Origin of the sequence: Bordetella genomosp. 5 (assembly GCF_002261315.1) — a bacterium.
In the GTDB taxonomy this organism is placed as follows: domain Bacteria; phylum Pseudomonadota; class Gammaproteobacteria; order Burkholderiales; family Burkholderiaceae_B; genus Bordetella.
In genome coordinates this window covers 677,378-703,604 of the sequence record NZ_NEVP01000006.1, presented here as the reverse complement: position 1 = coordinate 703,604, position 26,227 = coordinate 677,378, and the positions used below count along the sequence as shown (strand labels likewise).

General features: G+C 68.8%; 25 protein-coding genes. 8 read left to right on the top strand and 17 right to left on the bottom strand.

Annotation, left to right across the window (positions count from 1 at the left end):
• Positions 1-89: 89 nt before the first annotated feature.
• The 3 genes from CAL25_RS11935 to CAL25_RS11925 form a co-directional block, all read right to left on the bottom strand.
• Positions 90-833, bottom strand: a complete 744-nt coding sequence (locus CAL25_RS11935; protein WP_094800158.1) for an aspartate/glutamate racemase family protein — start codon at positions 831-833, stop codon at positions 90-92.
• Positions 830-2,290: an N-acyl-D-amino-acid deacylase family protein gene (locus CAL25_RS11930; RefSeq protein ID WP_094800157.1), complete on the bottom strand. Its 1,461-nt coding sequence runs from the start codon at positions 2,288-2,290 to the stop codon at positions 830-832. Before CAL25_RS11930 ends, CAL25_RS11935 begins: the two co-directional genes overlap by 4 nt.
• Before the next feature lie 93 nt (positions 2,291-2,383).
• Positions 2,384-3,361: a Bug family tripartite tricarboxylate transporter substrate binding protein gene (locus tag CAL25_RS11925; protein WP_094800156.1), complete on the bottom strand. Its 978-nt coding sequence runs from the start codon at positions 3,359-3,361 to the stop codon at positions 2,384-2,386.
• A 183-nt stretch (positions 3,362-3,544) separates the two neighbouring features.
• Between CAL25_RS11925 and CAL25_RS11920 the strand changes: the two genes are divergently transcribed.
• Positions 3,545-4,486 carry a LysR family transcriptional regulator gene (locus tag CAL25_RS11920; RefSeq protein WP_094800155.1) on the top strand — a complete coding sequence of 314 codons (942 nt, stop codon included), beginning with the start codon at positions 3,545-3,547 and terminating at the stop codon, positions 4,484-4,486.
• A gap of 57 nt (positions 4,487-4,543) precedes the next feature.
• Here the strand turns inward: CAL25_RS11920 and CAL25_RS11915 are convergent, their stop codons facing one another.
• Positions 4,544-5,266 carry a glutathione S-transferase family protein gene (locus CAL25_RS11915; protein WP_094800154.1) on the bottom strand — a complete coding sequence of 241 codons (723 nt, stop codon included), beginning with the start codon at positions 5,264-5,266 and terminating at the stop codon, positions 4,544-4,546.
• 344 nt (positions 5,267-5,610) lie between these two features.
• Between CAL25_RS11915 and CAL25_RS11910 the strand changes: the two genes are divergently transcribed.
• Positions 5,611-6,570 (top strand): N-carbamoyl-D-amino-acid hydrolase, encoded by a 960-nt coding sequence (locus tag CAL25_RS11910; RefSeq protein WP_094800153.1) that lies wholly within the window; start codon positions 5,611-5,613, stop codon positions 6,568-6,570.
• Positions 6,571-6,598: 28 nt separating this feature from the next.
• Here CAL25_RS11910 and CAL25_RS11905 read toward each other — a convergent pair whose 3' ends face one another.
• Entirely contained in the window at positions 6,599-7,210 is a 612-nt protein-coding gene (locus CAL25_RS11905) for a glutathione S-transferase family protein (RefSeq protein ID WP_094800152.1), read from the bottom strand.
• Between the two features lie 207 nt (positions 7,211-7,417).
• Between CAL25_RS11905 and CAL25_RS11900 the strand changes: the two genes are divergently transcribed.
• A complete protein-coding gene (locus CAL25_RS11900) occupies positions 7,418-8,647 on the top strand; it encodes a PQQ-dependent sugar dehydrogenase (protein ID WP_283162761.1) in 1,230 nt (409 codons plus the stop codon).
• A gap of 99 nt (positions 8,648-8,746) precedes the next feature.
• On the opposite strand, the gene CAL25_RS11895 is transcribed toward CAL25_RS11900, so the two are convergent.
• The 7 genes from CAL25_RS11895 to CAL25_RS11865 form a co-directional block, all read right to left on the bottom strand.
• On the bottom strand, positions 8,747-10,144 hold the full coding sequence (locus CAL25_RS11895) for a M20 family metallopeptidase (protein ID WP_094800151.1): 1,398 nt from the start codon (positions 10,142-10,144) through the stop codon (positions 8,747-8,749).
• Positions 10,141-11,124, bottom strand: a complete 984-nt coding sequence (locus tag CAL25_RS11890) for an ABC transporter ATP-binding protein (RefSeq protein WP_170948470.1) — start codon at positions 11,122-11,124, stop codon at positions 10,141-10,143. The genes CAL25_RS11895 and CAL25_RS11890 overlap by 4 nt, the downstream gene beginning before the upstream one ends.
• Complete coding sequence (locus CAL25_RS11885; RefSeq protein ID WP_094800149.1) at positions 11,121-12,107, bottom strand: ABC transporter ATP-binding protein; 987 nt, start codon at positions 12,105-12,107, stop codon at positions 11,121-11,123. Before CAL25_RS11885 ends, CAL25_RS11890 begins: the two co-directional genes overlap by 4 nt.
• Before the next feature lies 1 nt (position 12,108).
• A complete protein-coding gene (locus tag CAL25_RS11880; RefSeq protein WP_249279032.1) occupies positions 12,109-13,038 on the bottom strand; it encodes an ABC transporter permease in 930 nt (309 codons plus the stop codon).
• Positions 13,039-13,048: 10 nt separating this feature from the next.
• Positions 13,049-13,966: an ABC transporter permease gene (locus CAL25_RS11875; protein WP_094800148.1), complete on the bottom strand. Its 918-nt coding sequence runs from the start codon at positions 13,964-13,966 to the stop codon at positions 13,049-13,051.
• A gap of 63 nt (positions 13,967-14,029) precedes the next feature.
• Positions 14,030-15,580 (bottom strand): ABC transporter substrate-binding protein, encoded by a 1,551-nt coding sequence (locus CAL25_RS11870; RefSeq protein ID WP_094800147.1) that lies wholly within the window; start codon positions 15,578-15,580, stop codon positions 14,030-14,032.
• Positions 15,581-15,734: 154 nt separating this feature from the next.
• Positions 15,735-16,514: a GntR family transcriptional regulator gene (locus CAL25_RS11865; protein ID WP_094800146.1), complete on the bottom strand. Its 780-nt coding sequence runs from the start codon at positions 16,512-16,514 to the stop codon at positions 15,735-15,737.
• A 228-nt stretch (positions 16,515-16,742) separates the two neighbouring features.
• Between CAL25_RS11865 and CAL25_RS11860 the strand changes: the two genes are divergently transcribed.
• The 3 genes from CAL25_RS11860 (at position 16,743) to CAL25_RS11850 (ending at position 19,815) form a co-directional block, all read left to right on the top strand.
• Entirely contained in the window at positions 16,743-17,930 is a 1,188-nt protein-coding gene (locus CAL25_RS11860; RefSeq protein ID WP_094800145.1) for a pyridoxal-phosphate-dependent aminotransferase family protein, read from the top strand.
• Positions 17,931-17,958: 28 nt separating this feature from the next.
• Positions 17,959-19,017 (top strand): serine hydrolase domain-containing protein, encoded by a 1,059-nt coding sequence (locus CAL25_RS11855; RefSeq protein ID WP_094800144.1) that lies wholly within the window; start codon positions 17,959-17,961, stop codon positions 19,015-19,017.
• 117 nt (positions 19,018-19,134) lie between these two features.
• Positions 19,135-19,815: a glutathione S-transferase family protein gene (locus CAL25_RS11850; protein WP_094800143.1), complete on the top strand. Its 681-nt coding sequence runs from the start codon at positions 19,135-19,137 to the stop codon at positions 19,813-19,815.
• 124 nt (positions 19,816-19,939) lie between these two features.
• On the opposite strand, the gene CAL25_RS11845 is transcribed toward CAL25_RS11850, so the two are convergent.
• A complete protein-coding gene (locus CAL25_RS11845) occupies positions 19,940-20,833 on the bottom strand; it encodes a DMT family transporter (RefSeq protein WP_094800142.1) in 894 nt (297 codons plus the stop codon).
• Positions 20,834-21,040: 207 nt separating this feature from the next.
• The gene (locus CAL25_RS11840; RefSeq protein ID WP_094800141.1) at positions 21,041-21,418 is read right to left on the bottom strand and encodes a DUF423 domain-containing protein; all 378 of its coding nucleotides are present in this window, start codon (positions 21,416-21,418) and stop codon (positions 21,041-21,043) included.
• 160 nt (positions 21,419-21,578) lie between these two features.
• On the opposite strand from CAL25_RS11840, the gene CAL25_RS11835 reads away from it, so the two are divergent.
• Together CAL25_RS11835 and CAL25_RS11830 are read left to right on the top strand one after the other, a co-directional pair.
• Entirely contained in the window at positions 21,579-22,145 is a 567-nt protein-coding gene (locus CAL25_RS11835; RefSeq protein ID WP_094800140.1) for a GNAT family N-acetyltransferase, read from the top strand.
• Positions 22,146-22,297: 152 nt separating this feature from the next.
• Complete coding sequence (locus CAL25_RS11830) at positions 22,298-23,050, top strand: MetQ/NlpA family ABC transporter substrate-binding protein (protein ID WP_249279046.1); 753 nt, start codon at positions 22,298-22,300, stop codon at positions 23,048-23,050.
• A gap of 16 nt (positions 23,051-23,066) precedes the next feature.
• On the opposite strand, the gene CAL25_RS11825 is transcribed toward CAL25_RS11830, so the two are convergent.
• From CAL25_RS11825 to CAL25_RS11815, 3 genes are all read right to left on the bottom strand, one after another.
• Positions 23,067-24,401: an alpha-hydroxy acid oxidase gene (locus CAL25_RS11825; protein WP_094800138.1), complete on the bottom strand. Its 1,335-nt coding sequence runs from the start codon at positions 24,399-24,401 to the stop codon at positions 23,067-23,069.
• 139 nt (positions 24,402-24,540) lie between these two features.
• Positions 24,541-25,446 (bottom strand): archaetidylserine decarboxylase, encoded by a 906-nt coding sequence (gene asd / locus CAL25_RS11820; RefSeq protein ID WP_094800137.1) that lies wholly within the window; start codon positions 25,444-25,446, stop codon positions 24,541-24,543.
• Positions 25,447-25,593: 147 nt separating this feature from the next.
• Positions 25,594-26,124, bottom strand: a complete 531-nt coding sequence (locus tag CAL25_RS11815) for a hypothetical protein (RefSeq protein ID WP_249279031.1) — start codon at positions 26,122-26,124, stop codon at positions 25,594-25,596.
• Between the last annotated feature and the right edge of the window lie 103 nt (positions 26,125-26,227).

Genomic DNA, 26,227 nt, shown 5'->3' with positions numbered 1-26,227 from the left:
GACGGGCGCGCCCGCGCGCCGGTCGCCGAAAGCAAACGGGGCGATGATCGCGTGTTGCGATCATCGCCCCGTTTTCATGCATGCCGGGATCAGGCGGCCTGGCGCTGCGCCGAGCGCACGCGCTCGTAGTAGGCGATGGCGGCCAGCGCCAGCGCGTCGATCGAGTCGGTGAGCGGCACGCCGAGACTCGGGCGCAGGGCATGCGGCACGGCCAGCGGCAGTTCGGTACATCCGAGCACGACCGCGTCGGCCCCGCGCGCCTTCAGGCGCGTGATGCATTCGGCGGCGGGCGCGTAGGCGTCCTCGAGCCGGTTGCCCTTGACCGCGGCGATCGAGGCGGCGCACAGCGACTGCACTTCGTCATGGGTCGGCACGATGCATTCGTAGCCGTGGCGCTCCAGCGTTTGCTGGTACAGGCCCAGCGCCAGCGTCGCGGGCGTGCCCATCAGGCCGATGCGACCCTTGGGAATGCCCTGACGGCGCAGGTCTTCGGCCACGGCCTCGATGATGTGCAGCACCGGGCACTGCGCGGCTTCGGCGATCTGCTCGTACCAGAGGTGGGCCGTGTTGCAGGGGATCGCGATGAGCTGCGAGCCCGCATCGTTCAGAAAGCGCACGCGCTCCAGCATGTGCGGCAACGGATCCTCGCCGCCTGCGAGCCGCGCGGTGCTGCGGTCGGGAATGCGGGGATCGTTCAGGAGCAGGGTGGGGATGTGCTGCTGGTCGACGCTGGCGGGCGTGAGGGCGGCCAGCCTGAGGGCGAAGGCGGCGCCGGCCATGGGGCCCATGCCACCGAGCACGCCCAGAAAACAAGATTGCTTCGGGTGATTCATCCTACGACTTCCGTACCGGCGCCGCGGGCAGGCTTGAGTACCTGGCCCGGCAGTGCGCCACTGGGCTGCTGGCCGTTCCAGACCAGTTCGCCATTGACCCAGACCGCGTCGATGCCCTGGCTCTGCTGCACGGGGGCGGCAAAGGTGGCCAGGTCGGTGACGGTCTCGGGATCGAGCAAAACGACGTCGGCATGATACTCCTTTCGCAGGAGCCCCCGTTTTTCGAGCCCGTACTGCTCGGCGGCCAGGCCGGTCATGCGGTGGATGGCGGCCGGCAGGCTCAGGACCCGTTCTTCGCGCACCAGGCGGCGCAGCACGTGCGTGAACGTGCCCCACTGGCGCGGGTGCGGATGCGGGTCGAAGGGCAGGCCGTCGGAGCCGACCATCGTGAGCGGGTGCTCGAAGATCCGCGTGACGTCCTGCGGATCCATCAAAAAGTAAATGGCGCCGGCGGGCGCGAGGCGCGCCAGCATGGCGTCGTCGTCCAGACCGAGTTCGGCCTGCACATCGCTGTAATCGCGCCCGGTGGCCTCGGGGTAGCCCTGCGACCAGGTGATCATCGTGCGGCTGGCCAGGCGCACGCGATCGAGCCGCAGCATGGTCGAGGTGGCGGGGTAGGGATGGCAATCCAGGCAGACGGGCTGCGATTCGGCGGCGCGCGAGATCAGGTCCAGCGTTTCGCGGCTGCGGCCGTGGTTGCGCTCGCCCGCCAGCTTGTGGTGCGAGAACACCACGCGGGCGCCGGTGGCGCGGCCGATCAGCAAGGCTTCTTCCATGGCGGGCACGATGGCGTCGGCCTCGTCGCGCAGGTGGGTGGCGTAGATGGCGGCACGGCCGGCGAGCGGGGCGCACACATCGAGCAGCTCGTCGGTCGGGGCTGCGCTGGCCGGCGGATAGAACGTGCCCGTGGAAATGCCGAACGCGCCCGCGTCCATGGCCTCGTCGAGCAGGGCGGCCATGGCGCTGCGTTCGGCGGGCGTGGCGGCGCGGCTCGTATCGTCCATCACCGCGACGCGCAGGGTGGTGTGGCCGACCAGCGGGATCACGTTGGTCGCGGCCGGTTGCCGGGCCAGGCGCGCGAGCCAGTCGGCGAAGGTGTCGAAGCCGAACAGCGCCGGCGGGCCCAGCAGGTCGAGCGGCTGCGGCAGCGCATCGCGCGCCGACAGCGGCGCGAGGCTGATGCCGCAGTTGCCGGTGACCACCGTGGTGATGCCTTGCGATACCTTCGGCCGCATGTCGGGATGGGCGAGCAGATAGCCGTCGTCGTGCGTGTGCGAATCGATGAAACCCGGCGCCAGCACCTTGCCGCGCGCGTCGATGCAGGGCACGCCGTCGGGCAGCGCGAACTGGCCGACCGCGGCGATGGTCTGGCCTCGGATCGCGAGGTGACCCGGCACGGCGGGGGCGCCGGTGCCGTCGACGATGAGCGCATTGGTAATGATGAAATCGGCTTGCATGGGCAGGGTGCGGCGAAAGCGTGGAGAAGGGAGGCGCGGGTCGGGCGGCGCGCCAAGTGCGGCGCGCGGCCGGGGCCGCGCGCGCGGTCGGGCTCAGTCGAGCTTTTCGATGCCGGCCGTGTCGATGATCTTCTTCCACTTGGCCGTTTCGGCGTCGATCAGCTTCTGGAAGTCGGCGGGCGAGCCGCCGGCGGGCTCGGCGCCCAGCCCGGCCAGACCGGTCTTGACCTCGGGGGCGGCCAGCGCCTTGACCAGCGCCGCGTTCAGCTGCTGAACCACCGCGGGCGGCGTGCCCTTGGGCGCGACCACGCCGCCCCAGGCGATGGTTTCATAGCCCTTCAGGCCGCTCTCGTCGAGCGTGGGCACCTCGGGCAGCAGCGTCAGGCGCTTGAGGCTGCTCACGCCCAGCGCGCGCACCTTGTTGCTCTTGATGAGCGGCACGGCTTCGGAGGTGTTCACGAAGATGAAGTCCAGACGGCCACCCAGCAGATCCTGCAGCGCGGCCGGGCCGCCGTTGTAGGGGATGAACATGACATCGACCTTGGCCATGCTCTTGAAGAGTTCGCCGCCCATGTGGCCGGTGGTGCCCACGCCGGACGCGCCGTACGAGAGCTTGCCCGGCGCGGCCTTGGCGCGCTCGATCAGGTCCTGCACCGACTTCACGGGCGACTCGGCCGGCACGATCAGCACGTTGTAGAGGTCGAACAGGTGCGCCACCGGCGTCAGGTCCGCGTCGACGTCGTAGGGCAGCTTCTTGAAGAGCGAGCGGTTCACGGCCAGCGTGTTGATGTTGCCGTAGCCGATGGTGTAGCCGTCGGCCGCCGCGCGCTTGATGAGCGAGATGCCGATGTTGCCGGCCGCGCCCGGGCGGTTCTCGACCACGACGGTCGCGCCGGTGTCCTTGGACATCTGCGTGGTGAAGAGGCGCGACAGCACGTCCGGCGAGCCGCCGGCGGCCGAGGGCACGACGAAGGTGATGGGCTTTTCCGGGAAGGCGGCCGTGGCGCTGCCCGCGAAGAGGGAGGCGGCGAGGGCGGCAATGCCCAGGCCGCGGTTGACGATGCGATTCATGGTGATTTCCCCTGTTGTGATGTGATACTGCGTCGGGCAGGTTATCACCGGGGTCACGCCGGTCCCTCATCGAAAAATGTCCCAAACCTATAATTCGCCGTTATTGCCCGAGACCGACTTTTTGGGCTTCGCCACCGCCATTCGAAGGTGCGGCGAGGCTCTTCGAACACAGGATGCGCCGCCATGCCGGATGACGAATTTGCCGACGACGCCAGCCCCGGCCCCGCGGGGAGCCGGCCGCTGAACCTGCGGCAGATCGAGGTGTTTCGCGCCATCATGATGGCGGGCTCCATCAGCGGCGCCGGCCGCATGCTGCACGTCTCGCAGCCGGCGGTGAGCCGCGTGCTGGCGCTGACGGAGTCGCGCCTGGGCTACGCGTTGTTCGAGCGCGGCCGCAGCCGTCTCGTGCCCACGCCGGAGGCGCGGCGGCTGTATGGCGAGGTGGAGCAGGTCTACGGCGGGATCCAGCGTGTGAACGATCTCGCCGCGGCGCTCGGGCAGGACGGCGCCGGCATGCTGCGCGTGGTGTCGAGCGCGAGCTTCGGCCAGCGGCTGGTGCCGCAGGCCTTGCAGCGCATGCGCCAGCGCAACGAACGCAGCCGGGTCGATTACCGCAGCGTCACGTTCGACGAGCTGGCCGGCTACTTTCTCACCGGGCGGGCCGACGTCGGGCTGTCGATGTCACCGCCCGAGCACCCGAACCTGAGCTCGACGCTGGTGGGCGAGGTGCCGGTCGTGTGCCTTGTCCCGCGTGGCCATGCGCTGGCCGGACACGAGGTGGTGCATGCGGCCGATTTCTCGTCGGCGCAATGGATCGGCTATCCACCCGACACGCCGCTGGGACGCGCGCTCGCGCCTTTTTTCGGCGGCGCGCCGGCCTGTCCGGCGGCGGTCGAGGTGCATTCGCCCGTGACCGCGTGCGCCTTCGTGCTGCAGGGGCTGGGCCCCGCGCTGGTGGATCGCTGGTGCGTGACGCCGGAGCTGGCCGATCACGTGGAAATCCGGCCCATCGAGCCGGCCGTGCACGCGTCCATCTGGGCCACGCACACCAATCTCGCCCCCTTGCCGCTGCTGGGCCGGCGCTTCCTGGCCGCGGTGGGCCAGGTATTCGAGGGTCAGGGCTGAGATCCGCCAAAGGCCGAAGCCGCGCGCACGGCGGCAATGCTTGCGCCGTCGTGCGGGTCACTCGCGCGGGTCGAGCTCTTCGTAATGCCGGAAAATGCCGTCGCCGAAGGGCAGGCGCCGGTCGCTCTTGAAGTAGTCCTGCAGCTCGGGCAGGGTGCTGACACGCTGGTGCAGGGCCATGAGGCGCGGGTATTTGTGCGCGATGGTCAGCATGCGGCGCGGAAACGCGAAGCGCAGGCCGTCGATCAGGAAGAAGAGCGACAGGTCGGCATAGGTCCAGCGCCCCGCCGTCAGCCAGCCATCGGGCTGGATCAGCTTCTCGAAGTAACCGAGAAATTTGGGCATGCGGTTGGCGCGGAAATCCTCCGCGCGGCGCAGGGCCTCGTCTTTCTGGTCTTCGTAGTACATGCCGGCCGCGATCGGGTGATGCACGTCGTGCACCTCGGCCACCATGTCGGCGATGGTGAGCTGAATCTGATTGACCCAGAGCCGGCCCTCCAGGTCCGCGGGGGCCAGGCCGTGCTTCTCGCCCAGATACAGGAGGATGTTGGCCGCCTGACCGATCGTCATGCCATCGGCGACGAGGTAGGGCGGGGCGAACGGCGGGTGGGGCCGGTCGCGCTGGAGGTCCTCGACCAGGCTGGCGGAATCGCCGTCATGGTTCTTGCCGTCGTCCTCGCGGGCGCGGTCGCGGTAGGGGATGCCGGCGGCTTCGAGCGCCAGCCGCACGAATTCGCCGCGGCCGGGAATGCCGTCCCAGTACCAAAGGTCGTAGGTCATGGCGGGACTCCTTGAAAGGGAAAGGCCGTCCGGCAGCACGCGGCGTGCCCGGCGCGGCGATAACGGCCGCCGCGCGCCGCCAGGCGTTCTGGTGGCACGCACCGGCGCGCGCAGGGATTCCGGTCATTGAATTTTGTGCCTGCGCCATAACGTGGCGCTATCGCCGCGCCGCTATGCACCGGCCGCAGCGTCAGCATTGGCGCGGGTTCGCGCCTGATCACGGGCACCCGCGTGGCGCCGGGGCCGCCGCTATGCCGCGGGCCCGACTCGCGGCATTCTTACGCCTTTGCGGCGTGCGCGGGGCTGGCGAGGGCGTCGGCCGGGCCGCCGATCGAGGACAAAACATGAGCGAGACGGGGAAGAACAAGCGCAGGATCGGGCTGGCGGTGGCGCAGATGGGGCCGGTGCATCTGGCCGACACGCGCGAGCGCGTGGTGGGCCGGCTGGTCGAGATGCTGCGCGAGGCGCACGGTCGTGGCGCCGAGCTGGTGGTGTTTCCGGAGCTGGCGCTCACCACGTTCTTCCCGCGCTACTGGATGAGCGACGAAGAAGCGCGCCAGCGCTTCTTCGAGACCGCCATGCCCAACCCGCAGGTGCAGCCGCTGTTCGACGCGGCGCGCGAACTGGGCGTCGGCTTCTATCTGGGCTACGCCGAGCTCACGCCGGAGGGCGTGCCGTTCAACACCGCCATCCTGGTCGACAAGGCCGGCACCATCGTGGGCAAGTACCGCAAGATCCACCTGCCGGGGCACGACGATCACAAGCCGGATGCGCCGTTCCAGCATCTGGAAAAGAAGTTCTTCAATGTGGGCGATGAGCCCTTCGGCGTGTGGGACGCGCTCGGCGCGCGCATCGGCATGTGTCTGTGCAACGACCGCCGCTGGCCGGAGACGTGGCGCATGATGTCGCTGCAAAGCGCCGAGCTGGTGGTGCTGGGCTACAACACGCCGTCGCACAACATCCATTGGCCCGAGCCGGTGCATCTGCGGATGCACCACCACCTCATCACCCTGCAGGCCAGTGCCTATCAGAACTGCGTCTGGGCGGCGGCCGCGGCGAAGTGCGGCTCCGAGGACGGCCACCACATGATCGGCGGCTCGGTGATCGTGGCCCCCACGGGCGAGATCGCGGCACAGACCGTCACGGAAGACGACGAGGTGATCGCCGTGAACGTGGACCTCGATCTGGCCGAAACCTTCCGCCGCAACGTGTTCGACTTCGCGCGGCACCGCCGTCCCGAACACTATTCGCTCATCACCGAACGCGTCGGTCCGGGCGCGCCGCTGCCGCGCAAGCCCGTCTGACGCGGGCTCGCGCGGCGCGGGCCGGCGTTTACTGCAGGTCTTCCGCCTTGAGCGCGGCCTGCACCTTGGCGTCGGCCTGCATGCGTTCGAAGAACGTGGCGAGATGGCGCATGCCGCTCAGGTCGACCTCTTTGGCGTGGGCCCAGCGCAGCACGACGTACAGGTAGGCGTCGGCGATCGTGGGATTGGGGCCGGTCAGGTAAGGCCGGCCACCCAGCTGCGTGTCGACGATGCCGAACAGCTTGCGCAGCTGCGTGAGGGCCGAGGCGCGCAGCTCCTGCTGCGCGGCTTCTTCGCTCACGAAGCGCTGCGGGCCGAAGACCAGCGAGAAGGTCTTGTGCACGTCGGAGTTCAGGAAGCCCAGCCAGCGGCGCACGTCGGCGCGGCCGCGCGCGGAGCCATCGCCCAGCAGGTACGGCGCGGCCTGTTCGGCGATGTATTCGAGGATCGCGACGTTCTGCGTGAGCGTGAGATCGCCGTCGGTGAGCGTGGGCACGGCGCCCAGCGGATTGAGCGCGAGATAAGGCGGCTCTTTGAGCTCTTCGCGCGAGACGCGCTGCGTGTCATAGGGCTTGCCGGCCCACTCGAGCACGATGTGACCTGCGAGCGAGCAGGCGCCAGGCATGTAGTACAGTTTCATTGAACGTGGTCTCCAAGAGGCCGGGCGGACTTGCCGTCCGGGCATCGCGTTATGGTACGCCAATCGGACGGCGGCCTCGTGCCGATCGTGGTCCCGCGATTTTTCGCATCGGCCCGGCCTCTCGCATCGTGTCATCTGCGCATCGCAGCATGCTTCCGCCGGGGCTTTTCTTCCGTACGCCAACCACCTTTCGCGGGGAGGTCTTCAATGACGTTTTACGGTGCGCCTGCCGTTGCTACTCACACTGCCGCTCGCTCGAGCGCGCGTTCCGCCTTCATCCTGTCCACGGCCACGCGGCCGCGCCTGAAGCTCGCCGCATGGGCGAGCGCGCTGGCCCTGGCCTGCGCGGCCTTCGCGCCGGCCCAGGCCATGGAGAGCCTCGCGCCTCAGAAGGTGCAGGCCCAGGTCAGCGAAATCGCGCGCGGCCTCGAACATCCCTGGGGCCTGGCCTTCCTGCCCGACGGCAGCATGCTGATCACCGAGCGTCCGGGCCGTCTGCGCCTGCTCGACAAGAGCGGCCGGCTGTCGGCGCCGCTGGCGGGCGTGCCCACCGTCGAAGCCGATGGTCAGGGCGGGCTGCTCGACGTGGTGCTCTCGCCGGGCTTCGCGCAGGACCGGCGCGTGTATCTGTCGTTCGCCGAAGCGGGCGGCGGCAAGGCCGGCACGGCGGTCGGCTATGGCCGGCTCGCCACCGACAACCGTTCGCTGACCGACTTCAAGGTGATCTTCCGCCAGGAGCCCAAGCTCTCGACCGGCAACCACTTCGGTTCGCGCATCGTGTTCGACGAGAAGGGCTATCTCTTCGTCACGCTGGGCGAGAACAACCAGCGCCCCACGGCGCAGGATCTCGACAAGCTGCAGGGCAAGGTGGTGCGCCTGACCGCGGAAGGGCGCGTGCCGCAAGACAATCCGTTCGTGGGCCGCGCGGGCGCGCGTCCCGAGATCTGGTCGTACGGTCACCGCAATTCGCAGGGCATGGCGCTCAATCCCTGGACCGGCGTGCTGTGGGAACACGAGCATGGCCCGCGCGGCGGCGACGAGATCAATCTGATCGAGCGAGGCGCCAACTATGGCTGGCCGATCGCCACCCATGGCATCAACTATTCGGGCCTGCGCATTCCCGAAGCCAAGGGGGACTCGATGGAGGGCGCGGTCGATCCCTACTACTGGTGGAAGAAGTCGCCGGGCGTGAGCGGCATGGCGTTCTATACCGACGACCGCTATCCGGCGTGGCAGCGCTCGCTGTTCATCGGCGCGCTGGCCGAAGAGGACCTGATCCGTCTGCAGCTCGACGGCGACAAGATCGTGCGCGAGGAGCGTCTGCTGGGCAAGCACCAGGCCCGCGTGCGCGATGTGCGCCAGGGGCCCGATGGCGCGATCTACGTGCTGACCGATGCGCCCGAAGGCGCCTTGCTGCGCGTGACGCCGGCAAACTGAGGCAGACGCGGCCCCCCGTTTCGGGTGGGCCGCTGCCCGGCTGCCCGGCGCTAGAAAGCCCGGCGCCCGACTGCCCGGCGCTCGGATGCCCGACTTCCGTCAGGCGGGTGCGCGACCCTCGACGGCCGCGGCGCCGATATCCCAATACAGTCCGGTCATGCCCAGCAGCGCCTCGCGCAGCAGCTCGGGCGGCAGGTGCTCGTTCGGCGCGTGCTGCGAGCAGCCGGGATACGAGTGGGGCACCCAGACGGTGCGCAGGCCCAGCACCTCGGTGAAGATGTCGTTGGGCAGCGAGCCGCCCAGATTGGGCAGGATCGCCGGTTTCTTGCCGGTGGTGCGGGCCAGCGACTCCACCGTGAAGCGCACCCAGGCGTCGTCGGGATCGATCCGGGTGGCGTTGAACATCGTTTCGCGCGTGGTGCTGATCTGCACCATCGGATAGCCCTGGCGGTCGAGATGGCGGCGCAGCGCCGGCAACAGATCATCGGGATCCACGCCGACCACGAAGCGCAGCTGGCAGCGCGCCCAGGCGCGCGGCGGAATCGCATTGACGGGCGTCTCGGGATTGCCGGTCTTGTAGGCCAGCACCTCGAACGAGCACCAGCCGAACACGCGTTCCGCGGGCGACAGGCCCGGCTCGCCCCACCACGGCTCGATCTCCGGGCCGTCGCTGCCGCCGTCGACCTCGCAATCCGCCAGCGCGCGCCGCACCGAATCGGGCAGTTCGCGCGGAACCCATTCGGGGATGCGGATTTGGCCGGTGGGCGAGACCAGGCTCGCGATGGCGTGCGCCAGCTGAATGCCCGGATTGGAGATCAGGCCGCCCCAGTTGCCCGAGTGATGCCCGCCCGCGCGGGCCTCGATGGTGAGGTCGAAGTTGAGGCTGCCGCGCGCACCCAGAAACACGGTGGGCCGGGTGGGCGCCAGGCGCGGGCCGTCGGAGGCGATCAGGAGATCCGCCCGCAGCGCCTCGCGTTCGGCCTCGCACAGTTCGCGCAGGCCCGGCGAACCGGTCTCCTCGCCCATCTCGATCAGATACTTGGCGTTGAAGCCCAGCTTGCCGCGGGTCTGCCGCACCAGCCGCATCGCTTCCATATTGATGCTGTGCTGGCCTTTGTTGTCGGCGATGCCCCGGCCATACCAGCGGCCGTCGCGCTCCTGCATCTGCCACGGCGACAGGCCGGCGTGCCACTCGGGCTCGAGGCCGCGGATCACGTCGCCATGGCCATAGCCGAGCACCGTGGGCAGTGCCGGATCCTCGATGCACTCCGCCAGCAGGAAGGGGGCGCGCGCCTTGGGGTGCGTGAGCGTGCGGCAGCGGAAACCCATCTCTTCGAACGCCGGCTTCATCTCCTCGTCGAGGTAGCGCGCCAGATCGGCGCCGCGGTCGGGGTTCTGGCTTTCGGTGGGGATGGCGATGCGGCGCGCCAGCAGGCGGCCGAAGTCGCCCGAGTCGAAGCGGGCGGCGGCATGTTCGAGGGCAAGGTCACGGCTCATGACAGGGAGGCTCCGGATGACGTGGCGGGATGGAGATGGCAGGCAACCTGGACCGCGCCGACCTGCCGCAACGGCGGGCGTTCGCTGCTGCACTGAGGCATCGCGTGCTGGCAGCGCGGGTGGAAGGGGCAGCCCGAGGGCGGATTGACGGGATCGGGAAACGACAGGCCCAGGCCCATGTCGGGGATGCCCAGGCCCGGCTCGGGCGTGAGCACGGACGCGAGCAGCGCCTGGGTGTAGGGGTGCAGGGGCCGGGCGTAAAGCTCGGCCGTGGGGGCCGACTCGACCACGCGGCCCAGGTACATCACCGCCACATGCGTGGCGATGTGCTCCACCACCGCGAGGTTGTGGCTGATGAACACATAGGTCAGATTGAAGTCGCGCCGCAGCTCCATCAGCAGATTCATGATCTGCGCCTGCACCGAGACGTCGAGCGCGGAGGTGGGCTCGTCGCAGATCACGAGCTCGGGCTTCATGACGAGCGCGCGGGCGATCGCCACGCGCTGGCGCTGGCCGCCCGAGAGCTGATTGGGCGTGTTCTGCGCCAGCCGCGGCGGCAGGCCCACGCGCTCCAGCATCTCGATCGCCTTGGTCTGGCGCGGATTGGCGATGCCGTGCACCTCCAGCGGCAGAGAAACGATAGACGCGATGCTGCGGCGCGGGTTGAGCGAGGAGTAGGGGTCCTGGAAGATCGGCTGCACGCGGCGGGCCATCGCGCGGCGATCGAGCGCCGTGATGTTCTGGCCGTCCAGCTCGATCTCGCCGGCCGAAGGCGGGGTCAGGCCCAGCAGCAGCCGCGCGAGCGTGGACTTGCCGCAGCCCGACTCGCCGACGATGCCGAGCACCGAGCCGCGCTCGACCTCGAGATCCACGCCGTTGACGGCATGAAGGGTGCGGCGCGGCTTGAACATGCCGCCGCCGATCTGGAAGCTGCGCTGGACCTGGCGGGTGCGCATCAGAGGAGCGTGAACGGTGCTCATGCGACGGCTCCCAGGTCGGTGTGGATGCAGCGCCATTGCTGGCCGCGCTCGTTCGCGTGCACCGGCACGGCGGATCGGCACGCGGCCTCGGCGTAGCGGCAACGATCGGCGAAGGCGCAGCCCGCGATGTCGCCCACCAGCGAGGGCACGACACCCGGAATGGTGCCGAGGTCGCTGCCCGGCGTGTTGCGCCCGGGCACCGGGATACAGTCGAGCAGGCCACGCGTGTACGGGTGGCGCGGCGTGGCGAACAGCTCGCGCACCGGCGCGGCCTCCACGACCTGTCCGGCGTACATCACCGCCACCTGATGCGCGATGCGGGCCACCACGCCGAGGTCGTGGGTGATGAGCACCATGGCGATGCCGAGTTCGGCCTGCAGATCGGCCAGCAGGCGCAGGATCTGCGCCTGGATGGTGACGTCGAGGGCGGTGCTGGGCTCATCGGCGATCAGCACCTCCGGGCCGCACATGAGCGCCATCGCGATCATCACGCGCTGACGCAGCCCGCCCGACAACTGGTGCGGATACTGGCCCAGCCGCTCGCCGGCCGACGCGATGCCGACCTTGTGCAGCAGCTCCGCCGCGCGTTCGCGGGCCTGCGCGCCGCTGGCCTTGCGATGATGGATGTAGTGCTCGGTAAGCTGGGTGCCGATCGTGTAGGCGGGATTGAGCGCCGTCATGGGCTCCTGGAAAATCATCGCCATCTTGTCGCCGCGCAGGGCGTTGGCGCGGCGCCGGCTCGCATGCGCCAGGTCTTCGCCCATGACCGCCAGCCGGCGCGCGCGCCGTTGCGCGGAGCGGGGCAGCAGGCCCATGATGGCCAGCGAGGTCATCGACTTGCCGCAGCCGGATTCGCCCACCAGGCACAGCGTCTCGCCGCGCTTGACCTGGAACGAGACGTCGCGCACCGCGTGTAGCGTGCCGCCCGCGGTGTCGATATCGACCGACAGACCTTCGATTTCCAATGCGTGTTCGTGTGTCATCTCAGCTCCTTTCCTGCGGCGTCAGCAGTTGATGCAAGCCGTCGCCGGCGAGGTTGATCGCGAAGATGAGCGCCGCCAGCGCGGTGCCGGGAATGGCGATGAGCCAGAACGAGAAGAACATGTACGCCTTGGCCTCGGAGATCATGAGCCCCCATGAGGGGAGCGGCGGCTGCACGCCCAGGCCCAGGAACGACAGCGAGGCCTCGAGCAGGATGGCGCTGGCGGCTTCCAGCGTGGCGATCACGATCAGGTGGGGCACCACATTGGGCAGGACTTCGCCGCGGATGATGCGCCAGGTCGAGGCACCGGCGGCCTGCGCCGCCGCCACGTACTCGAGCGAGCGCACCTGCTGCGTGGCGCTGCGCATCACGACGGCGTAGCGGTCCCACTTGAGCAGGCCCAGCACCAGGATCACGACCCACAGCGAGCCGCCCACCAGTGCGACCGTGGCGAGCGCCACCAGGATGACCGGCAGCGACAGGCGCGTGGTGATCAGGAACGACACGACGAGGTCGACCTTGCCGCCGAAGTAGCCGGCGGCCATGCCCATGGTGGTGCCGATCAGGCCGGACAGCAGCGCGACACTCACGCCGATCAGGAGCGAGATGCGGGCGCCATACATCAGGCGCGACAGGTAGTCGCGGCCGAGCTGGTCGGTGCCCAGCGGATGGAGCCAGGTGCCCTTTTCGTACCAGACCGGCGGGGCGGTGCGGTAGGCCAGATCCTGGAAGTAGGGGTCGTGCGGGGCCAGCCAGGGCGCGAACAGGGCCACGAAGACGATGAGGGCGAGCAGGCCGCCGCCCACCACCAGGGCCATGTTGCGCTTGAGCGCGCCGCGGCGCTTGCGTCGGGGCGGCGCGGCGGCCGGGCTGAACTGGGGCGCCGCCGGCCCCTGGGTGGGCGGCGCCGAGGCGAGGGTGCGGATATCCATGATGCGTTCCTCAGGCGGCGCGGATGCGCGGGTCGAGCCAGGCATTGGCCACGTCGGCGGCCAGCGTGAGCAGGACATACAGCACCGACAGCAACAACACGATCAGCTGCATCACCGGGAAATCCTTGTAGGTGATGCTCTGGTAGGCGAGGTAGCCCAGGCCATCGAGCGCGAAGATGGTCTCGACCACGACTGACCCGCCCAGCAGATAGCCCAGCTGCACGGCGGCCAGCGCCACCACGGGCACGATGGCGTTGCGCAAGGCATGCTTGAAGATCACGGTGCCGGCCGGCAGGCCCTTGGCGCGCGCGGTGCGGATGTAGTCGGCGCCCAGCACTTCGATCATGCCGGCGCGGATCAGCCGCATGAAGGCCGGCGCGACGTAGTAGCCCAGCGCGATCGACGGCATGACGAAGTGCTGCCAGGTGCCGCTGCCCGACACCGGCAGCATGCGCAGGGTCAGCGAGAACAGCATGATCAGGATCAGGGCGAAGAAGAAGTTCGGCAGCGCCTGGCCGAGCACCGCGATGGCCAGACAGAGCCGGTCGATGAAGCTGCCCTTGTAGAGCGCCGCCAGCACGCCCAGCGGGATCGAGATCAGCAGGGCCACGGCGAGCGCGCCCATGCCCAGCATCAGCGTGGTCTGGAGCTTGCCCCAGATCAGCGGACCCGCCGGCGTCTTGAAGTACACCGACATGCCGAAGTCGCCCCGCACCACGTGCCAGAGCCAGTCGGCGTACTGCACCACCAGCGGGCGATCGAGCCCGTAGGCCTTGCGCACCGCATCGATATCGGCCTGCCGCGCGCCTTCACCGGCCAGCGCCAGCGCCGGATCGCCCGACAGATGCAACAGCAGAAACGCCAGCACGGACACCGTCAGTGCGACGAGCACCGCCAGGCCCAGGCGTCTGAGCGTATAACCCAACATAGACATCCACCTCTTGCTTGCATGACCACAGGCCCGGCGCGACAGGCGCCGGGCCGCTCGTGCTTACTTCCAGCTCATGTCCCAGAAGCGGATCAGCTCGTCGGAGTAGGGCTTGATCTGCAGGTCTTTATTGGCGACGTAATAGGCCGGCAGCGTCCAGAGGGGCACGGCGTAGGCCTTGTCGGCGATGATGCCGAGCGCCTCTTTGTAGGCGGCGGCGCGGGCGCCGGGCTCGATGGTCTGATCGCCCTTGTCGAGCAGCTCCTTGACCTTCGGGTCGCGCGTGATGTCGTCGTTGCCGAAGCCGAAGTACACCGGCGTCGAGGCCGAGACGTCGTTGACGAGGTTCGACGCCCAGGTCTGATGCGTGAGCGAGGCCTTGCCGCCACGGATCATGTCGCGCATGGCCGCGTACTGCAGGAAGCTCAGACGCGGGCGGATGCCGACCGCCTGCAGGTAGTTGATGATGGCCTCGGTCTGATTGCGCTCGCGGTAGGCGACGAGGTCGAGGTCGAAGCCGTTCGGGTAGCCCGCCTCGGCGAGCAGCTTCTTGGCGAGCGCGGGATCGTATTTGTAGCTGTGCACGTCCTGCGTGCATGCCACCTGCGACGGCGTGCAGACGGCGTTCAGCAGCGAACCGCCTTCGCCCACGATGTTTTTCAGGATGGCCTGGCGGTCGATCGCGTGGTTGATCGCCTTGCGCACGCGCTCGTCTTTCAGCGGCGCGGCGGGCGTGTTGTCGAGGATGTTCATCTGCATGAACACGATGCGCATGGTCTCGCCGTTGATCACCTGCAGCGAGGGCACGCTCTTGAGTTGCTCGGCCTGATCTTTCGGCACGCTCATGATCAGGTCTTCGCCGCCGGAGATCACTTCGGCCATCTGCGTCTGGCGATCCGGGATGAAGCGGATCACGACCTTGCCGACCTTGGGCTGGGCCTTGGGCGAATCCTTGAAGTAGTCGGCATTGCGCTCGAGCGTGATGGACTTGCCCGGCTGATAGTCCACCACCTTGTACGGGCCGCTGCCCACCGGCTTGGCGTTCATGCCTTGCGGTCCGACCTCCTGGTAATACTTGGCCGGATGGATCGCCACGGTGGTGGACAGATATTCCTTGGCGGCGGGGAAGGGCTTCTTGGTGGTGAGCCGCACGTGGTATTTGTCGATCTTTTCGACCTTGTCGATCCACGCCACGTTCTGTTGCGTCACGGCCTTGTTCTTCGGATCGGCGACGAAGTTCAGCGTGTACACGACGGAGTCGGCGTCGAACTCTTCGCCGTTGTGGAATTTCACGCCCTGGCGCAGTTCGAACTCGAGCGTCTTGTCGTCGACCTGCTTCCAGCTCTTGGCGAGCTGGCCCTTGTACTCGTTCGTGACGGGGTCACGGTAGAGCAGCGTGTCCCAGACGTTGGCGGCGATGATCACGCCGATACGCACGTTGTTGTAGTACGGGTCGACGCTTTCGGGCGCCTGATCGTAGGCCATGCGGACGGTGTCGTCTTTCTTGGCCGCGTGCGCCGGCAAGGCGAAGGCGAGGCCGAGCGCGAGGGCGCCGGCGGTCAGGCGCAGCCGCTGGAGGCGGCCCGAAAAGCGGTGAGCGGGCGAGAGTGCCATGTCGTGATTCCCCTGTTCCTGCCTCTGTACGAGGCCTGTATGGTTGGACGAGATGCTGCCGGGTGCTGCGTCGAAACTGCACTGCTGATATCTGTCGTCTCCGAGGCCGGCGTGGGCCGCCGATCCGTTGGAATGGGTACTGCGCCGACGCCGTCTAGCCGCTCTCCGGAGCGGCGACGCCGTGGCTGGCGAGCGCGCGCAGGGCGGCGTCGCATTTGCGTTGGAGATGGCCGCGCAGAATGCCGGCCAGGCGTTCGCCATCGCGGGCGCCCAGGGCATCGGCCATCTCGACGTGCTCGCGCATGGCCTGATCCCACTTGGCGGGGTCTTCGTTGGACGCGAAGCGCAAATGCTGGATGCGGGCGTTCTGCGTGTCGTAGAGCTGATTGAGCAGCGTGTTGTGCGCCGCCTTGCTCAGGCACTCGTGGATGGCGTGATTGAGCCGGTAGTACGTGGGGAGATCACGCCGCGCATGGCTGGCCTGCATCTCGAACGTGAGCGCGCGAATCTCGGCGATCTCGGCGTCGGTGGCGCGCTCGCACGCGAAGCGGCTCGACATGGCCTCGAGCCCGCCGATCACCTCGAACGCTTCGCGGATGCGTGTCTCGGACATGGCGACCACCTGCGCGCCGCGTTTGGGCTCGAGCTCGATCAGCCCTTCGGCGGCGAGCAGCCGGAACGCTTCGCGCAACGGCGTGCGCGACACGCCCAGCAGTTCGCAGAGGTAGCGTTCGTTCAGGCGCGCGCCCGGCGGGAACTGGCCCTGCACGATGCGCTCGCGCAGGCTGACGGCCACGGTGGCGGGCAGCGTGGCCGCGGCGCGGGGCGCCGGACTCGCCGTGCCGCGCGCGGGCGGCGCCCCGTGCTCGCCCGCGTCGTCGGACGGGGCGAAGTGCGGGCGAGGGCCCAGTGCCAGGGTGGAGTCACTGCTCATTGGTATACCAACTCGACCGGTGAATAGCGGCCACTATAGACCCGCTCCGCAGATTTACTGCATGCGTGAATACCCTGCGTTCCAAGCGCGAAAACAATGGGATAGAGTGGCTGCGGGCGAGATATCGGGTTCGCCGGGGTCGGCTCGCGTTCGTGCGCGGGCGGGCCGTTTGCCGCCCACTCCGCTCGTGCCGTGCTTTGGTATACCACCCTGAACATGAGGCCACGCATGCTTGCCCTGAACCGTCATCCCTCCGGTCGACATTTTCTGCAGATTCCCGGCCCGACCAATGTGCCCGATCGCGTGCTGCGCGCGATCGATCAGCCGACCATCGACCATCGCGGACCGGCCTTCGGCGAGCTGGGTCTGGCCGTGCTCTCGGGCATGCAGGCGATTTTTCAGACGAGCGGCCCCGTGATCATCTATCCGGCCAGCGGCACCGGCGCCTGGGAGGCCGCGCTGGTCAACACGCTGTCGCCCGGCGATCACGTGCTGATGGCCGAAACCGGGCACTTCGCGAGTCTGTGGCGCCGGCTGGCCGACCGCCTGGGTCTGCGCGTGACCTTCCTGCCCGGCGACTGGCGCCACGGCGTGGATGCCGGCGCGATCGAGGCGGCGCTGCGCGCCGACGCGGGCAAGGACATCGCCGCCGTCTGCGTGGTGCACAACGAAACCTCCACCGGGGTGGTCAGCGACATTCCGGCCGTGCGGGCCGCGATGGACCGCAGCGGCCACGGCGCGCTGCTGATGGTCGACACGATTTCGTCGCTGGGCTCGATCGACTATCGCCACGAGGAGTGGCGTGTGGACGTGAGCGTATCGGGTTCTCAGAAGGGCCTGATGTTGCCCCCCGGTCTGTCGTTCAATGCCGTGAGCGCACGCGCGCTGGCACGCGCCGAGACGGCGAAGCTGCCCCGCGCCTACTGGGACTGGCGCGACATGCTGGGCGTGAACGGCAAGGGCTATTTCCCGTACACGCCGGCCACCAACCTGCTTTACGGCCTGCACGAGGCCATCGAGATGCTGCGCGCGGAAGGCTTGCCCGCCGTGTTCGCACGCCATCGCCGTCATGGCGAAGCCACCCGCGCGGCGGTGCAGGCCTGGGGTCTCGAGATTCTGTGCCAAGAGCCCGACGGTCACAGCCCGGCGCTGACCGCCGTGCTGATGCCCGAGGGGCACAGCGCCGACGCCCTGCGCAAGACCGTGCTCGAGCGCTTCGACATGTCGCTGGGACAGGGCCTGGGCAAGCTCACCGACCGTATTTTCCGCATTGGCCATCTGGGCCATTTCAACGATTTGACACTGTGCGGCACGCTGGCCGGTGTCGAGATGGGCCTGGCGGCCGCCGGCGTGCCGCACCGGGCCGGCGGCGTCGCTGCCGCCATGCAGCGGCTCGCGCAGGCCCCCGCCGTCTGAAGCGCACAACTTACCAAGAGGAAGCGAGATGAACCCATTGATGAAGGACGCGATCCAGTTCGCGACCGAACACGAATCCACCTGGGACCGCAGCGTCAAGGGCAATTGGGGCGTGCACCAGAACGACCCGCCGCCGTACAACCGGCTCTACGGCCCGGTCCACGACCGCGGGCCCAACACCGGTGTTGTGGTGGTCGACGGCAAGACGGTGGCGTCCTGGGGCGAGCCCGAGCGCGCCGACCTGACCTTCAGCGTGGCCAAGATGTATCTGGCCCTGCTGGCCGGCGTGGCGCATGACCGTGGCCTGTTGCCGGACGTGAACGAGCGCGTGGGCGCGCGGGTGCCCGGCATCGGCTTCGACGAGGGCCAGAATGCCGAGATCACCTGGCGTCAGCTGCTGCAGCAGACGAGCGAATGGGAAGGCGAGCGCTTCGGTCTGCCCGATCAGGTCGACCGCTACCGTGCGGTCACCTTCGGCGTGCCGCCCGATGGCAAGAAGGGCGATCCGCGCCCCTTGCAGAAGCCCGGCACGTACTGGGAATACAACGACGTCCGGATCAATCAGCTCTCGTACGCCCTGCTGCATCTGTTCCGCAAGCCGCTGCCGGAGGTGTTCCGCGAGGCCATCACGCGGCCGGTGGGCGCCAGCGAAAACTGGCAATGGGTGGGCTACGACACCGCGTGGGTCGAGATCGACGGCAAGCGCATGCAGTCGGTGCCGGGTGGCACGCACTGGGGCGGCGGCATGTCGATCAGCGCCAAGGATCAGGCGCTGATCGGGCAGATGCTGCTCGACGAGGGGCAGGCCAATGGCAAGCAGGTGCTGTCGCGCGAGTGGCTGCGCGCGATGCGCGAGCCGGTCGATATCGCGCCGTACTACGGCTATCTGATCTGGCTCAATCACGAGCGCAAGATGTTCCCGAGCCTGCCCGCATCGAGCTTCTTCGGCGTGGGCGCCGGTAGTTCGTTCACGTGGGTCGAGCCCGAGCGCCGCATGGTGGCGATCGTGCGCTGGCTCGATTCGGGCCATGCCGACACGCTGTTCGGCAAGATCCTGGCGGCGGTGGACGCCGAGCAGCAGGGCTGAGCCGAAGACCCGGGCCGGGCGCCCCGCGCCCGCCCTGGCGCGCTATAGTGGTCCGTGTGACATCCCCCACGATCCGTAGCGCGCGCCGGCAGCTTCGCGGCGTGCAGGGAGCGCATCATGCCAGCCACCCGCGAGACTGCGCCGCAGGGCGCCGCAGGACCCGGTTCGTTCGAGCTCATCGGCTCGCGCGGCTGCGGCTCGGCCATCGTCGAGGCCGCGCTGCGCCTCACCGGCCTGCCGTTTCACCTTACCGATCTGCCTTATCTCAAGCCCGGCCCCGGGCGCGACCGCCTGCTGCGGCTCAATGTGAGCGGGCAGGTGCCCACGCTGGTGCTGCCCGACGGCGGCATCATGACCGAAAGCGCGGCGATGATCCTGCACCTGCACGATCTCGCGCCGCACGCCGGGCTCGTGCCGCCCGCCGGCACGCCGGAGCGCTGGCGCTTCTGGAATTTGCTCGAGCGCCTGATCGGCTCGGTCTATCCCACCTTTACCTACGGCGACGATCCCGCCAAATGGGCGGGCCCCGGCGCGGCCGCCGAGCTCATGCGCGTGAAAGTGCACGACCGCCGCGCCGAGCTCTGGCAGGAGATCGAGCGCGAGATCGGGGCGCCGCATGCGCTGGGCGCGCATTTCTCGGCACTCGATCTGTACGTGGCGGTGATGACGCGCTGGCGCCCCGGGCAGGATTGGTTCCGGCGCAGCTGCCCCAGACTCGCCGCGGTGGCGGAGACGGCCGCGCTCGAGCCGCATCTGGCGACCGTGCTCGACCGACACTTCGATCCGCCGCTGGAGTAACGGGCTCTCGCGCAACGCGGCGTCGACGCGCACGCGGGGCAGGTGCGGCGCGCGTCACGTGCGGCCGGGTGTGAGGCCTCCCGCCGTCGCCCGACAGGCACCGTCTCCCGCCGCCGCTCCGGCGCTACGCGCGCTTGCGCCGGCGGCGCTCGCCGCGCGTTTCGCGCAGCGCGATGTACAGGCCGCTGCCGGCGATGAAGGCCGCGCCGACATAGGCCTGCAGGTCGGGCTGCTCGTTCCAGATGATCCAGCCCAGCAGGGTGGCCCAGATCAGGCCCGTGTAGTCGAACGGGGCCACGACCGACGCGGGCCCGATCCGAAAGCCCTGCGTGATGAGCGTGAGGCCCAGCGTGGAAAAGAGCGCCACGCCCGCGAAGTAGGGCAGGTGCTCGGCGGCGGGCGTGTTCCAGAACCACGGCACCGCGACCGCGCTGCACACGAGCTGGCCTGCCACGATGTAGAACATGGTGGTGAGCATGCTCTCGCCGCGGCCGATGGCGCGCGCGGTGATCATCATCACGGCATAGAGCAGCGCCGTGATCAGCGGCCACAGGGCCGCGATCTGGAAGCCGCCCGAGCCCGGGCGCACGATCACGAGCACGCCGGCAAAGCCCGCGCCCACGGCGAGCCAGCGCGCGCCGTCGACCTTTTCCTTCAGCAGCAGCACCGACAGCGCGGTGACGAACAGCGGCGCGGCGAACGCGATCGCCGTGTTTTCGGCGAGCGGCAGATGGGTCAGCCCGATGTAGAAACAGGTCGCCGAGACGATGTTGATCGCGCCGCGCAGGAGATGGATGAGCGGATACTGCGTGCGCAGGCTGCGGCGTCCGCCCAGGGACGCCACGACGGCGAGCACCACGGGCAGCGCGATCAGTGCGCGCATGAACAGAATCTGAATCGGCGAGTAATGATCGCCCAGCCACTTGGCCTGGGCGTCGCTCAGGGTCAGACAGAAAATGCCGCCCATCACGCAGGCGATGCCGGCGAAGGGGGAGGGCGTGCGGACAGCGGAATCCATGATGCGATCCAGACAGATGAAGACGCGCGTCGGGTGACACGACGCGCAGAAAGGGCAGAAATGGCGGGGAGCGATCCCCGCCCGGAACGCGCGGCCGGGGTGCCGCGTCAGTGCGTGCGGTTCGGGCCGGGCCGCGTAGGCCGCGCCGCGTAGGCCGGGCCGCGCAGGCCGCGCCGCGTCAGACCGCGCCGCGCAGGCCAGGCCGCGTCAGGCCGGGCCGCGCCAGGCGGCCCAGGCCACCAGCGCCCACGCGGCCAGGAACGCCGTGCCGCCGAGCGGCGTGATCACGCCGAGAATCCGGGTGCCGGTCAGCGTGAGGGCGTAGAGGCTGCCGGAGAACAGAATGATGCCGATGAACATCAACCAGCCGGCCGCGGTGAGCTGCGGCGAGGCGAAGCGGGTGCCGAGAAACGCGATGACGAACAGGCCGAGCGCGTGGATGAGGTGGTAAAGCACGCCGGTCTGCCAGACCGCCAGCATGTCGGGCGTGATCATGCGCTTGAGCCCGTGCGCGCCGAAGGCCCCTGCGCCCACGGCCACGATCATGTTGATGGCGGCGAGGATGATCAGGTGGCGGTCGGTCATGGTGGCTCCGGAGCGGGCGGGATTGAGGAGCGCCTATGATAGCTCGCCTGTGCGGGTTTGCCCTGAGTCACGCTGGTGAATTCGGGCCAGTTGCTCTACGATCCGCGCCTCGGACCCGGCATTCGACCGGGTTCGCCTCGCGCCGGAATCGTTCGTCCTCATGCCTCCCACGCTCACCACGCCGCGCCTGCTGCTGCGACCCTGGCGCGACGCCGACCTGCCAGCCTTCGCCGAGCTCAATGCCGACCCGCGCGTGATGGCGCACTTTCCGAACGTGCTCGATCGCGCGGCCAGCGATGCGCTGGCCGCGCGGATCCGTGCCGCGATGGACGAGCAGGGCTACGGTCTCTGGGCGGTCGAGGTGCGCGGCGGGTCGCCGTTCATCGGCTTCGTCGGCCTGGCCCGGCCGCGCTTTTACGCCGCGTTCACGCCCTGCGTGGAGATCGGCTGGCGGCTCGCGCAGCCGTTCTGGGGGCATGGGTTCGCCAGCGAGGGCGCGCGTGCCGCGCTGGCCTACGGCTTTCAGGAGGCGGGGCTGGACGAGATCGTGTCGTTCACCGCGCGTGGCAATCTGCGCTCACAGGCCGTGATGCGGCGTATCGGAATGCGGCGCGACGTGACGGGCGACTTCCTCCACCCGCAACTGCCGGCGGACGATGCGCTCGCCCCGCATGTGCTGTACCGGATGCGCGAACGCGACTTGTCCTTGCCCGCCGCACGGGAATGAGGGCGCGCCCGCCCGGCTCGGGCACAATGCGGGATTGCCCCGCATCCGCCGGGGCGCATGTTCGTGGATTCGTCATGTCCTTTTCGTATCGCCGTCAGTTTTTGCGCAGCGCCGCGGCGCTGGTCCTGGCCGCCGTGGCCGCCCCGCCCGCGATGGCCGCCGACCCGGGCGCCGCGAAGCCGCTCACCATCGGCGTGATCCCGAGCGTGGCCAACGAGGCCACCGAGATCGCGATCGCGCAGGCGCGCAAAGAGGGCCTGGCGGTCAAGCTGGTCGAGTTCAACGACTGGGTGCTGCCGAACATCGCGGTGGCCGATGGCTCCATCGACGCCAACTTCTTCCAGCACGAGCCGTTTCTGGCCTTGTTCAACCAGCGTCGCGGCACCTCGCTCACCCCGATCGCCTACGGCTACTCGACCACGATCGGCCTGTTCAGCAAGAAGCTGAAGAAGGGCGACGAGATTCCCCAGGGCGCCACCATCGCGGTGCCGAACGATCCGGTCAACACCGGCCGCGCCCTGCTGCTGCTGCAGCGCATCGGCCTGATCGGTCTGAAGCCCGGCGTGGGTCATCAGGCCCGCCTCGACGACATCACCGACAATCCGCGCAAGATCAAGCTGGTGCAGATCGAAGGCTCGCAGTCGGCGCGCACCTTCGACGACGTGACGGCGTCGGTCACGTACACGACCTTCGCCAAACACGCCGGCATCGACGAGAAAGACGGTCTGGCGTTCGACAACAAGGATCCCGAGGCCGTGCGCCGCTACGCGATTCGCTGGGTCACCACGCCCCAGAAGGCGCAAGACCCGCGTCTGCTGCGCTTCATCGAGATCTACCAGCAGTCGCCCGAGGTCAAGAGCACGCTGCGCCGCCTGTACGGCGAGCTGATCGACTTCCCCTGGTGATCGTGCCGGCCCGGCGTCAGCGCGCCGGGCCCATCGCCCGCAGCAGGCGGCGGTTGACCTCTTCGCACGACAGCACGCCCAGCATGGCCATGTTGCGATCGACCTCGTCGCGCAGCAGCCGGATGCCGTGCGCCACACCCGCCTCGCCGCCCACGGCGGCGGCGTAGTTCATCGGCCGGCCCACGAACACGTAGCGCGCGCCCAGCGCCAGTGCCTTGAGCACGTCGCTGCCGCGGCGGATGCCGCTGTCCATCATCACGACCATGTCGCCCGCCTCGTGCGCCACATCGGGCAGCACGCGCAGCGGCGACACCGTGCCGTCCAGCTGGCGCCCGCCGTGGTTCGACACGATGACGCCGTCCACGCCGTGGCGGCGCGCGACGGCCGCGTCGGCGGGATTCATGATGCCCTTGATCACCAGCTGGCCCTTCCAGGTGGCGCGGATGCGGGCCACGTGGGCCCAGTTGAGGTGATCGCGGGCGCTGAAGTCGCGCAGCACGTTGGCCGACAGAATGGGCGCGCCACGGGTGGCGAACGAATTCTCGAAATGCGGCATGCCGTGGCGGACCAGCGTGCGCAGGAAGGTGCCCGCCAGCCAGCGCGGATGCGTGAGCCCGTCCCAGGCCAGCCGCAGGCTCGGCCGCAACGGGGTCGAGAAGCCGGTACGAACGTTGTTTTCGCGGTTGGCGGACACCGGAATGTCCACGGTCAGGACCAGCGTCTCGTAGCCGGCGCGGGCCACCCGTTCGACGAGCGCATCGATGCGGGCGGGGTCGCCGGGCAGGTAGGCCTGGAACCAGGTGCCGGGCGCCGCCGCGTGCACGTCTTCGAGCGGGATGAGCGACGATCCGCTCATGATGGCGACCACGCCGGCCGCGTGCGCGGCACGGGCCAGCGCGATGTCGCCGCGATACGCGGACAGCGCGCTGATGCCCATCGGCGCCAGACCGAAGGGCGCCGCGTAGCGCCGGCTGAACAGCTCGACCGAGGTGTCCCGCGCCGACACGTCCACCAGCACGCGGGGCGCGAAGCCGTGTTCGGCGAAGGCCGCGCGGTTGTCGTCGCGGCTCTGGTTGTTCTCGGCGGCGCCGGCAACGTAGCCGAAGATCGGCCGCGGCAGGCGGCGGCGCGCGGCGGCCTCGAAGTCGTCCAGGCTCAGAATGCCGCGCAGCGCGCGCGGCAGCGGTGTGGCGACCGGGGCGGCCTGCGGCACGGCGCCGCGCTGCGCCGGTGCGGCGCCACGGCCGGGGTTCGCCCGCGCGACGTCGTCATGCGTTCGGCCGGAGGCAGCTGGCGCGCCGGCGGTGAGGGAGACCGCGGACAGGACCGCGGACGGGGGCAGGGTGGACATAGGGCAACTCCGCGCAATAGGTTCGAGGCGGGCCGCTCGAGGTGGCCCGCCAATTCAAATCTACCGCGGGGTAGTTGCGCCTGATAGCGAATAAAACAGAAGACGTTTATTCGCTTATCTTCGCTATGTGCCGGTGCGCTTACAGCGCCGGCAGGGTGTCGAGGCCGTGCGAGGGCACCTGATCGGCCGGTTGCGCGAGCGTCTCGCCCATCCGGATCGGACCACGCACCGACGGCGTGTCGAGCCAGCGGATGCGATCGCGGCCAAACAGCACGATGACCGTGGATCCCAGCAGGAAGCGGCCCATTTCGGCGCCTTTGGCGAGATGAATGGGACCACGCGCCGCCTCGTCGTAGCGCGTGGTGCGCACCTGACGCTTGTGCGGCGTCACCAGACCGGCCCAGACGGTTTCGACCGAGGCCACGATCATGGCACCGACCAGGACCAGCGCCATCGGACCATGCCCGGTGTCGAAAATGCAGACCACGCGTTCGTTGCGGGCGAACAGCGCGGGCACGTGGCCGGCGGTCAGCGGGTTGACCGAAAACAGCCGCCCGGGCACATGCACCATCTCGCGCAACGTGCCGGCGACCGGCATGTGAACGCGGTGATAGTCGCGCGGTGAGAGGTAGATGGTGGCGAAGTCGCCGCCCATGAAGGGTTCGGCGCGCGCGGCGTCGCCGCCCAGCAATTCATTCAGGCCGTAGCTGTGGCCTTTGGCCTGAAAAATCCGGCCGTGCTCGATCGGGCCCAACTGGCTGATGGCGCCATCGGCCGGCGACAGCACCGCGCCGGGTGCCTGATCGAGCGGGCGCGCATCGGGCTTGAGCGCGCGGGTGAAAAACTCGTTGAACGACCCGTAGGCCAGCGGATCCTCGACCAATGCCTCGCGCATGTCGACCTGGTAGCGCTTCACGAAGCGCGAAATCATCCAGTTTTTGACCTCGGGCGCCCGGCAATCGGCGAAGCGGCCCATGGCGCGCGACACGAGATGGTGGGGCGCCGCGTATTGGCTGGCGAGGAAAAGTCGTTCTTTTAATGTCATAGGTGGCCGGCAGGCGGGGCGCGTTGAGCACACGATAACCGTGCGCGGCGGCGCGCCCTCGGATGGGTCGCAACGCGGGAGTGTAACTGCTTATCGCGCCCCGGCCCTACGTCTGATGTAAGCGCGTGTGCGAGACGGGGCGGCAGGTCAGAGCGCGGGAGGCGGCGCGGCGTCGTCGGCGCCGGCCGCGGCGCGTGCCAGGGCGGCTGCGCGCGCTTGCGCCAGGGTCTCGACCGCGGTGCCCGCGGGCACCTTGGTGATGCGATCGCGCTGAATGCGGATCACGCTGAAACGCGCGCTGCGGGCGGCGGCGTTTTGAAGCAGCACCGACAGCACGGCGCCCTTGTCCTGAATCCAGGTCGTTTTGCCGCGCAACAGCTTGAACGCGGACTCGGCGGTGCCGAGCTTGTAGTTCATGCCGTTGATCAGCGTGCTGTTCTTGCCGTTGAATTTCGCGGCATCCAGGTCCGTGATGGCGGCGGCATCCAGGTTGGTGACGTCGTGTTCGACGCGATACACGAACTTGATCCCGCTGGCGGGATCCTTGACCACGATGAGCTTGTCCGCGCCCGAGATGTCGGAAAACATGCCGATCACTTCGGATTCGACGAGCTGGTTACCCCGCTGTTCTTCGGTGTAAAGGTAAATCGTGGGGTAGGAAGACGGAGTTTGCGACATGCCTGGATGGGTCGTGCGATTCGTAGGACGCACGCATTCTACCGTGTCGCGGCGCGCTTTGAAATACTTCGTAATGAAATGGCAAAAACCGGGAAAAAGACGA